At 71.6% G+C, this 8,647-nt stretch carries 8 protein-coding genes and 2 pseudogenes; all 10 read right to left on the bottom strand.

What is annotated here, in order from left to right; all coding sequences use genetic code 11:
• Positions 1-1,319: pseudogene (locus BFF77_RS20655) on the bottom strand (sulfate adenylyltransferase subunit 1); the annotation flags it as partial.
• A gap of 2 nt (positions 1,320-1,321) precedes the next feature.
• Positions 1,322-2,260 carry a sulfate adenylyltransferase subunit CysD gene (gene cysD / locus BFF77_RS20650; protein WP_066952113.1) on the bottom strand — a complete coding sequence of 313 codons (939 nt, stop codon included), beginning with the start codon at positions 2,258-2,260 and terminating at the stop codon, positions 1,322-1,324.
• A complete protein-coding gene (gene cysC, locus BFF77_RS20645) occupies positions 2,257-2,796 on the bottom strand; it encodes an adenylyl-sulfate kinase (protein ID WP_066952111.1) in 540 nt (179 codons plus the stop codon). Before cysC ends, cysD begins: the two co-directional genes overlap by 4 nt.
• A gap of 83 nt (positions 2,797-2,879) precedes the next feature.
• A complete protein-coding gene (locus tag BFF77_RS20640; RefSeq protein WP_066952109.1) occupies positions 2,880-3,581 on the bottom strand; it encodes a phosphoadenylyl-sulfate reductase in 702 nt (233 codons plus the stop codon).
• Positions 3,578-3,754 (bottom strand): hypothetical protein, encoded by a 177-nt coding sequence (locus BFF77_RS35760; protein WP_169922697.1) that lies wholly within the window; start codon positions 3,752-3,754, stop codon positions 3,578-3,580. The genes BFF77_RS20640 and BFF77_RS35760 overlap by 4 nt, the downstream gene beginning before the upstream one ends.
• A 49-nt stretch (positions 3,755-3,803) precedes the next feature.
• Positions 3,804-5,501: a nitrite/sulfite reductase gene (locus BFF77_RS20635; protein ID WP_066952107.1), complete on the bottom strand. Its 1,698-nt coding sequence runs from the start codon at positions 5,499-5,501 to the stop codon at positions 3,804-3,806.
• 114 nt (positions 5,502-5,615) lie between these two features.
• Entirely contained in the window at positions 5,616-5,699 is an 84-nt protein-coding gene (locus BFF77_RS37945) for a putative leader peptide (RefSeq protein ID WP_342671247.1), read from the bottom strand.
• Positions 5,700-5,840: 141 nt separating this feature from the next.
• Positions 5,841-6,398 (bottom strand): annotated as a pseudogene (locus tag BFF77_RS20630) (GNAT family N-acetyltransferase); the annotation flags it as partial.
• Positions 6,399-6,561: 163 nt separating this feature from the next.
• Positions 6,562-7,815 carry a helix-turn-helix domain-containing protein gene (locus tag BFF77_RS20625; protein ID WP_066952115.1) on the bottom strand — a complete coding sequence of 418 codons (1,254 nt, stop codon included), beginning with the start codon at positions 7,813-7,815 and terminating at the stop codon, positions 6,562-6,564.
• Between the two features lie 272 nt (positions 7,816-8,087).
• The coding region (locus BFF77_RS20620; RefSeq protein WP_281196573.1) for an acyl-CoA dehydrogenase family protein at positions 8,088-8,647 on the bottom strand (560 nt) is incomplete at its 5' end.

The following is an 8,647-nucleotide window of genomic DNA, read 5'->3' as shown; positions in this document are numbered from 1 at the left end:
TTCTGCTGATCGACCCGGCGGTCAGCGTTGTACCTGTCCGCCGGGTCGATCAGCAGAAACGAGCCGGTGCCCCGGGAGTCCGCGTAGGCGTCGAGCGCGAGCGGCTCCGCCGTACGGACCCTGACCCGGCCGATGTCGTTGGCCACGAGCCGCCCGGGATCGGGGTGCTGGGAGAGATCGTCCAGCGTCAGCCGTGACGGGATGTCCTTCACGATCGCCTTGACCGTACGGGTGGTGTGCTTCAGCAGCACCCGCTGGCCCACCACCAGCGGCGCGTCGGCGACATGGCAGACGGTCGCCTCGACGTCCTGGGTCGTCGCGGGCGCGCCGGCGCTCGGGACGATCAGATCGCCGCGCGAGACGTCGATGTCGTCGGCGAGCCGTACGGTCACCGACTGCGGCGCCCAGGCGACGTCCACGCTCGCGCCGAGCGCGTCGATGCCCTCGACGGTGCTGGTACGGCCCGACGGCAGTACGGTCACCGTCTCGCCCACCCGCAGCACCCCGGAGGCGATCCGGCCCGCGTAGCCGCGGTAGTCCGGATGCTCGGCGGTCCGCGGGCGGATCACGTACTGCACCGGGAAGCGCGCCGGGCTGTTCGCCGGATCACGGCTGACGGGCACGGTCTCCAGATGCTCCAGCACGGTCGGGCCGCCGTACCAGTCCATGTGCGCGGACGGCTCCACGACATTGTCACCGGCCAGCGCCGAGATCGGGATCGCGGTGATCTCCTGTACGCCGAGCGAGGCGGCGTACGCGGTGAACTCCTCGGCGATGGCGGCGAACACGGGCTCCGCGTACCCGACCAGATCCATCTTGTTGACCGCGAGCACCACATGGGGAACGCGCAGCAGCGCGGCCACCGCGGCATGACGGCGGGTCTGCTCGACCACACCGTTGCGGGCGTCCACGAGGACGACGGCCAGCTCCGCGGTGGAGGCGCCCGTCACCATGTTCCTGGTGTACTGCACATGCCCGGGGGTGTCCGCGAGGATGAACCGCCGCCGGGGCGTGGCGAAGTAGCGGTAGGCGACATCGATGGTGATGCCCTGCTCGCGCTCGGCCCGCAGCCCGTCCGTGAGCAGCGCCAGATCGGGAGCGTCCTGGCCCCGGCTGCGGGAGGCGTGCTCGACGGCCTCCAGCTGGTCGGTCAGCACCGACTTGGAGTCGTGCAGCAGCCGGCCCACCAGCGTGGACTTGCCGTCGTCGACGGAGCCGGCGGTGGCGAAGCGCAGCAGCGTGGTCGCCGAGAGCCGCTCGGCGAAGCCGGCGAGGTCGGCCGACGCGGACGGCTGGGCGGGCCCGGTGGTGCTCGTCATGGCTAGAAGTACCCTTCGCGCTTGCGGTCTTCCATGGCGGCCTCGGACAGCTTGTCGTCGGCGCGGGTCGCGCCGCGCTCGGTCAGCCGGGAGGCGGCGATCTCGGCGATCACCGCGTCCAGCGTGGTGGCGTCCGAGTCGACGGCGCCCGTGCAGGACATGTCCCCGACCGTGCGGTAGCGCACCCGGCGCCGCTCGACGGTCTCGGACACCTTGGGCCCGCCCCACTCACCGGCGGTCAGCCACATGCCGGAGCGCTTGAAGACCTCGCGCTCGTGCGCGAAGTAGATCTCCGGGAGCTCGATCTCCTCGCGGGCGATGTACTGCCAGACGTCCAGCTCGGTCCAGTTGGAGAGCGGGAAGACCCGGACATGCTCACCGGGCGCGTGCCGGCCGTTGTAGAGCTGCCACAGCTCGGGCCGCTGCCGGCGCGGATCCCACTGGGAGAACTCGTCGCGCAGCGAGAACACCCGCTCCTTGGCGCGCGCCTTCTCCTCGTCGCGCCGGCCGCCGCCGAAGACCGCGTCGAACCTCTCGGCCTGGATCCTCTCGGTGAGCGGCAGGGTCTGGAGCGGATTGCGCGTCCCGTCGGGACGTTCCCGCAGCACGCCCCGGTCGATGTAGTCCTGTACGGAGGCCACATGGAGCCGCAGCCCATGTGCGGCCACCGTACGGTCCCGGTACTCCAGCACCTCGGGGAAGTTGTGTCCGGTGTCCACATGCAGCAGCGAGAACGGCACCGGCGCGGGCGCGAACGCCTTCAGCGCCAGACGCAGCATGACGATCGAGTCCTTGCCGCCGGAGAAGAGGATCACCGGCCGCTCGAACTCTCCCGCCACCTCCCGGAAGATATGGACCGCCTCGGACTCCAGGGCGTCGAGATGGCTCAGCGCGTACGGGGCGTCCGTGCCCCCGGCGACGGCTGCGACGGTCGTGGTCACGCGAGACCCCTCTCGGTGAGCAGCGCGTGGAGCGCGGCGGCGGACTCCTCGACGGACTGGGTGTGCGACTCGATCCGCAGATCCGGCGACCCGGGGGCCTCGTAGGGATCGTCGACGCCGGTGAGCCCGGAGATCTCGCCCGCCGCCTGCTTGGCGTACAGCCCCTTCACATCGCGTACGGAGCACACCTCGACCGGTGTGGCCACATGCACCTCCAGATACCTGGTGCCCTCGCTCCGATGGCGTGTGCGCACCGCCTCCCGGCTGTCCGCGTACGGGGCGATCACCGGCACCAGCGCCTTGACGCCCTGGGACGCGAGCAGTTCGGCGACGAAGCCGATGCGCTGGACATTGGTGTGCCGGTCCTCGCGGCTGAAGCCGAGCCCCGCGGAGAGGAACTCCCTGATCTCGTCGCCGTCGAGCACCTCGACCCGGTGGCCCTCGGTACGGAGCCGGCCCGCCAGCTCGTACGCGATCGTCGTCTTGCCCGCGCTCGGCAGCCCGGTGAGCCAGACGGTGGCGCCGCGCTCGGTCACTCTCGCGCTTCCTTCGCCGTCCGCGCCTTCACGGCTTCCGTGGCCGGTGCGACCCGCGCCCACGCGCGCTTCCCGACGGTCCGTCATCCGTGCAGCCCGCATTCGGTCTTGGCCCGGCCGGCCCAGCGTCCGGCGCGCGCGTCCTCGCCCTCCAGCACCCGGCGGGTACAGGGCGCGCAGCCCACGGAGGCGTAACCGTCCGTCAGCAGCGGGTTGGTGAGGACACCGTGCTCGGCGACGTACGCGTCCACGTCCTGCTGCGTCCAGCGCGCGATCGGGGAGACCTTGACCTTGCCGCGCCTCTCGTCCCAGCCGACGACCGGTGTGTCCGCCCGGGTCGGGGACTCGTCGCGGCGCAGCCCGGTGGCCCAGGCGTCATAGCCGGCCAGGCCCTCCTCCAGCGGCTTGACCTTGCGCAGGGCGCAGCAGAGGTCCGGATCGCGGTCGTGCAGCTTCGGACCGTGCTCGGCGTCCTGCTCGGCGACGGTCTGCCGGGGCGTGAGCGTGATGAGACGGACGTCCATCACGGCGTCCACCGCGTCACGCGTACCGATGGTCTCGGGGAAGTGGTAGCCGGTGTCGAGGAAGACCACATCGACGCCGGGCCGCACCCGGGAGGCGAGATGGGCGACCACCGCGTCCTCCATCGAGGAGGTGACGCAGAAACGTTTCCCGAATGTCTCCGTCGCCCAGCGCAGGATCTCCGGCGCCGGAGCGTCCTCCAGCTCGCGGCCCGCGCGCTCGGCGAGCGCCTTCGGATCGCCGGTCTCCGTCCGTGCCGTCATGTCTCTTCCCCTCCGTCGTCACGCCGGAGTCCCCGGGCGAGCAGCCCGAGGAACTTCAACTGGAAGGCCCGGTTGCATGCCGCGCATTCCCAGGCGCCGTGGCCCTGCTCGCTGGGACGCAGATCCTCGTCGCCGCAGTACGGGCAGTAGAAGGGAGCGGCGCGCTCGCTCATCGCGCCTCCGTCCGCTGCCGGCTCGTGCCGGCGGCGCTCGCGTGAGCGCTCATGACAGCGCCTCCTCGCCGGCGCGGGCCGCCCAGGTGGCGAAGCGCTCGCCCTCCTCGCGCTCCTTCTGGAAGCGGCCGAGCACCCGCTCGATGTAGTCGGGCAGCTCGTCGGAGGTGACCTTCAGCCCGCGCACCTTGCGGCCGAAGCCCGCCTCCAGACCCAGCGCGCCGCCCAGATGCACCTGGAAGCCCTCGACCTGCTCGCCGTTGCCGTCCATGACGAGCTGGCCCTTGAGGCCGATGTCGGCGACCTGGATACGGGCGCAGGCGTTCGGGCAGCCGTTGATGTTGATGGTGATCGGCTGGTCGAAGTCCGGGATGCGGCGCTCCAGTTCGTCGATCAGCGTCGCGCCGCGCTGCTTGGTCTCGACGATCGCCAGCTTGCAGAACTCGATGCCCGTGCAGGCCATCGTGCCGCGCCGGAACGGCGACGGCTTGACCCGCAGATCCAGCGCTTCGAGACCGGCCACCAGCGAGTCGATCCGGTCCTCGGTCACATCGAGGACGATCATCTTCTGCTCGACGGTGGTACGGAGCCGGCCCGAGCCGTGCGCCTCGGCCAGCTCTGCGATCTTGGTGAGCGTGGCGCCGTCCACCCGTCCGACACGCGGCGCGAAGCCGACGTAGAAGCGGCCGTCGCGCTGACGGTGCACACCGACGTGGTCGCGCCAGCGCTGGACGGGCTGCTCGGGCGCGGGGCCGTCGACCAGCCTGCGCTTGAGGTACTCGTCCTCCAGGACCTGCCGGAACTTCTCCGTGCCCCAGTCGGCGACCAGGAACTTCAGCCGGGCGCGGGTGCGCAGCCGGCGGTAGCCGTAGTCGCGGAAGATCGAGATCACGCCGGTGTAGACGTCGGGGACCTCGTCCAGCGGCACCCAGGCTCCCAGGCGCTGGCCGATCTTGGGGTTGGTGGAGAGCCCGCCGCCCACCCAGAGATCGAAACCGGGGCCGTGCTCGGGATGGTTCACCCCGACGAACGAGATGTCGTTGATCTCGTGGGCCACGTCGAGCAGCGGCGATCCGGAGATCGCCGACTTGAACTTGCGCGGCAGATTGGAGAAGTCGGGATTCCCGACGATCCGGCGGTGGATCTCGTCGACCGCCGGGGTGCCGTCGATGATCTCGTCCTCGGCGATCCCGGCGACCGGTGAACCGAGGATCACCCGGGGGGTGTCACCACAGGCCTCGGTCGTGGAGAGGCCGACCGCTTCGAGGCGCCGCCAGATCTCCGGCACGTCCTCGATCCGGATCCAGTGGTACTGGACGTTCTGCCGGTCGGTGATGTCGGCCGTACCGCGCGCGAACTCCTGCGAGATCCGGCCGATCACCCGCAGCTGCTCGGTGGTCAGCCGCCCGCCGTCGATGCGTACCCGCATCATGAAGTACTCGTCGTCCAGCTCCTCCGGCTCCAGGATCGCGGTCTTCCCGCCGTCGATCCCGGGCCTGCGCTGGGTGTACAGCCCCCACCAGCGCATCCGTCCGCGCAGATCGTTCGGGTCGATCGAGTCGAAGCCCGCCTTGGAGTAGATCGTCTCAATACGTGTCCGTACGTTGAGACCGTCGTCGTCCTTCTTGAACTGCTCATTGCCGTTGAGCGGAGTGAAGTGACCCACGGCCCACTGCCCTTCGCCGCGGTGACGGCTCACCTTGCGGCGGGGCGTGGCGGTGGACGGCTTTTCCGGGGTGGCGGCCATGGCGGGTACGTCCTTCGAGACATGCAGGAGGGCGGCTCGGAGCCGCACACTCACGCGCGGGCGCGGCGGTGCGCGGCAGGAACACACAGGGGAACGCGGCGGTTGCTGGGACTCTCAGCCCGCCGGACAGATGGCGCTGGACAGGCGGCCGAGGTCGACGTGCCGCCGACTCACCAAGGCTATTCCAGCTCTAGACATGACGGAAGCGTGTCACGCGTATCTCCGGCCAGTCCACCACTATCCACGATCCGGACGATGCTGTCCCACTTCGCGAGACGATGTGTCGCCTGTCACCGGGCTCGCGGGTTTGGCCGTGACACGGGGCGCGCCGAGCGCCCCGGCGCCGGGCCAGGGGCCCGGGGGCGGCGTTTCGGGTTCCTCGGCGGTCCTGGTGTCGAAGAGCGTGAAGCCGCGCCGCAGATAGTTGTCCAGGGCGTACGGACCGTCCTTGGAACAGGTGTGCAGCCAGACCCGTTTGGTCGGCCCGGCGGCGGGCCGGCGGTCGGCGAGGTCCCAGGCCCTCGCCACCCCGTAAGAGAGCAGATGGCCGCCGATGCGCCGGCCGCGGAAGGCCGGGATCAGTCCGAAGTACGCGATCTCGACCACGCCCTCCGGCTGCGCCTCCAGCTCGATGTAACCGGCCGGAGTGCCCTTCTCGTACACGACCCAGGTCTCGACGCCCGGCCGGGCGAGGAGTTCCTGCCAGCCGGCGTACGAGAGGGTCAGCCGGTCGGTCCAGTGGACGTCCCCGCCCACGGCCGTGTAGAGGAACCGGCTGAACTCGGGCGAGGGGATCTCGGCCCGTACGATCCGCACCTCGCCCGAGGGCTCGGCGGCGGGCCGCAGATCGGCGGGCGAGGTCTGCTCCAGGGACCAGGTGGTCACGGTGATGCTCATACGAGCCAGCGAATCACGCGCCGGGAACGGGCCGGAACCCGCCCCACCTCCGACGGGACGCCGCCGGCCAGGACCCCGGCCGTCCGCCGGCCGTGGTGCCCGGCGCCGCCGGGGCGGCGGACCGGGGCCGTGAACCGGGCCGGACACCCCGGCCGTCCGTCTCTCAGGGGCCCGCCGGGTGTCTGGCGCTCAGTACCGCCGGCGCCTGTGAGTGCGGCAGCAGATCCAGCGGATCCTCCGGCCCCACCACGGCCACCTCGATCCCCTCGCTGAAACGGTACGGCCGGTGCGCCAGCACGCCCGACAGATGGCGCCGGACCCGCGAGATCTCCGCCCGTACCGTCACCGTACGGGTCGGATCGCCGAAGACGTCGGCGGCCAGCTCCGCCGCGCTCCGGCCGTCCCGGTGCACGGCCAGCAGATAGAGCAGCTCGGCGTGGCGCGGAGTCAGCTCCTGGGTCCAGCTTCCCGTCGAACCGGAGACCGCGACGGACGGGCGCCGGGGCCGGCTCAGATCCAGGACGACCCGGCTCGTCGTCTCCGCGTGCGGCCGTTTCCCGTCCACCCGCACCAGCCAGCCGCCCGGCAGCGGTTCGACCGTGCACATGCCCAGCGAGGGCAGCAGCACCCGGCCGGCCCGGAAGGACTTGGGCAGCGGCAGCCGGTCCACCGGCGCCATCCCCGTCACGGCCGCCGTCCAGCCGTGCGCGTCCACCGCCACGGCACGGGCACCGCCCAGCCGGCACATGATCGGCGCGGCCACCGAACGCAACCGCTCGATGGTCCGGACGTGCCGCTCGCGCAGCTCGCCCTCCGCGAGCCGGGCGATCGAGCTGACCAGCGCCAGCGTCGTCGGATGGAAGCCCGCCGCCGGGCCGCTCACATCCACCACGCCCAGCATCCGGCCGTCCCTCGGGTCGTGCACGGGCGAGGCCGCGCAGGTCCAGGTGTGCAGCGTGCGCGCGAAGTGCTCGGCGGAGTGGACCCGTACCGGCCGGCGCGCCGCCAGCGCCGTACCGATGGCATTGGTCCCCGTGGAGTGCTCGGACCAGGCCGCGCCCTCTTCGAGGTGGATCCCGTTCGACTGCCGCAGCCCGCCGAAGCCGCCCCTGCGCCACAGCACCCATCCCTCGTCGTCGGTGACGACCATGATCTGGAGCGAGGGCTCGATGATCTCGCTGAGGGATCCGACGAGCGTACGCAGCACCTGGCCCAGCGCGGAGGTGCGCCGACGGTGCTCCAGTTCGTCCTGCTCCAGCAGCGCACCGCAGTCGTGGCGCTCCGGATCGGCGCCCATCCGGAACATCCGCCGCCAGGACGCGTCGATCACCGGCCGCGGAGCCACCGGCGGCGGCTCACCCGCGAGGACGGCGTCCCGGATCCTGTGGAGCAGACGGGTGCCCTGCCCGCCGTCCATGGCGGTGAGCCTCGCCAGGTCGAGCGGGCCGTCGCGGAACGGTCCGCCGCTGATGAGGGGTGTGTCGCCGAGCGGAACGTTCTTCATCGGGCTCCCCAGCCACCGGTGGCGCCAAATCGGTTCTTCTGCAACGGCCTGCAACTCTGGCGAGCGGCGGACGCGTACAAGAAAGTGAGTACGAGTCAGAGGCGGTGCCGTGTCGGCGCGGCACCACCTCTGGCCTTCCCGCGGTCCGCACGGCCGCGCCCGACCCGGCAGGACGCCCCGGCCGCTCAGCCGACGGGCCGCGCCCGGTCCACCACCGACGCCAGATCGAGCGTGTGCGGCAGTGTGCCGAAGGCCGAGCCCCAGTCCCCGCCCAGCCGTGAGGCACAGAACGCGTCCGCGACCTCCGGCGGCGCCCAGCGCACCAGCAGCGAGCCCTGGAGCACCAGGGCCAGCCGCTCCACCAGCCGGCGGGCACGGGCCTCGATCCCGGTCAGGTCCGCCAGCTCGGTCAGCAGGTCCTTGATCGCGGCATCGAGCCGGTGGTCGGCGCCGCGCGCCCGGCCCACCTCCTGGAGGAAGGCGTTCAGCGCCTCCGGCTCACGCTGGAGGGCCCGCAGCACATCCAGCGCCTGTACGTTCCCGGATCCCTCCCAGATCGAGTTCAGCGGCGACTCGCGCAGCAGCCTCGGCATACCGGACTCCTCCACATAGCCGTTGCCGCCCAGGCACTCCAGGGCCTCTCCCGCCACCGGCGTGCACCGCTTGGTCACCCAGTACTTGGCGGCGGGCACCGCGAGCCGCAGGAACGCCCGCTCGTGGTCGGCGTCGCCGCCCCCGACTCCAG

The organism is Streptomyces lushanensis (assembly GCF_001700515.1).
GTDB lineage: Bacteria > Actinomycetota > Actinomycetes > Streptomycetales > Streptomycetaceae > Streptomyces > Streptomyces lushanensis.
Note: the sequence above shows the minus strand (reverse complement) of the source record. Positions and strands in the feature narration are given on the sequence as shown.

Excerpts from the sequence above, each read along its gene's own strand:
- BFF77_RS20640 (WP_066952109.1), bottom strand. The coding sequence starts at position 3,581 with ATGACGGCACGGACGGAGACCGGCGATCCGAAGGCGCTCGCCGAGCGC.
- BFF77_RS35760 (WP_169922697.1), bottom strand. The coding sequence starts at position 3,754 with ATGAGCGAGCGCGCCGCTCCCTTCTACTGCCCGTACTGCGGCGACGAG.
- BFF77_RS20635 (WP_066952107.1), bottom strand. The coding sequence starts at position 5,501 with ATGGCCGCCACCCCGGAAAAGCCGTCCACCGCCACGCCCCGCCGCAAG.
- BFF77_RS37945 (WP_342671247.1), bottom strand. The coding sequence starts at position 5,699 with ATGTCTAGAGCTGGAATAGCCTTGGTGAGTCGGCGGCACGTCGACCTC.
- BFF77_RS20625 (WP_066952115.1), bottom strand. The coding sequence starts at position 7,815 with ATGGACGGCGGGCAGGGCACCCGTCTGCTCCACAGGATCCGGGACGCC.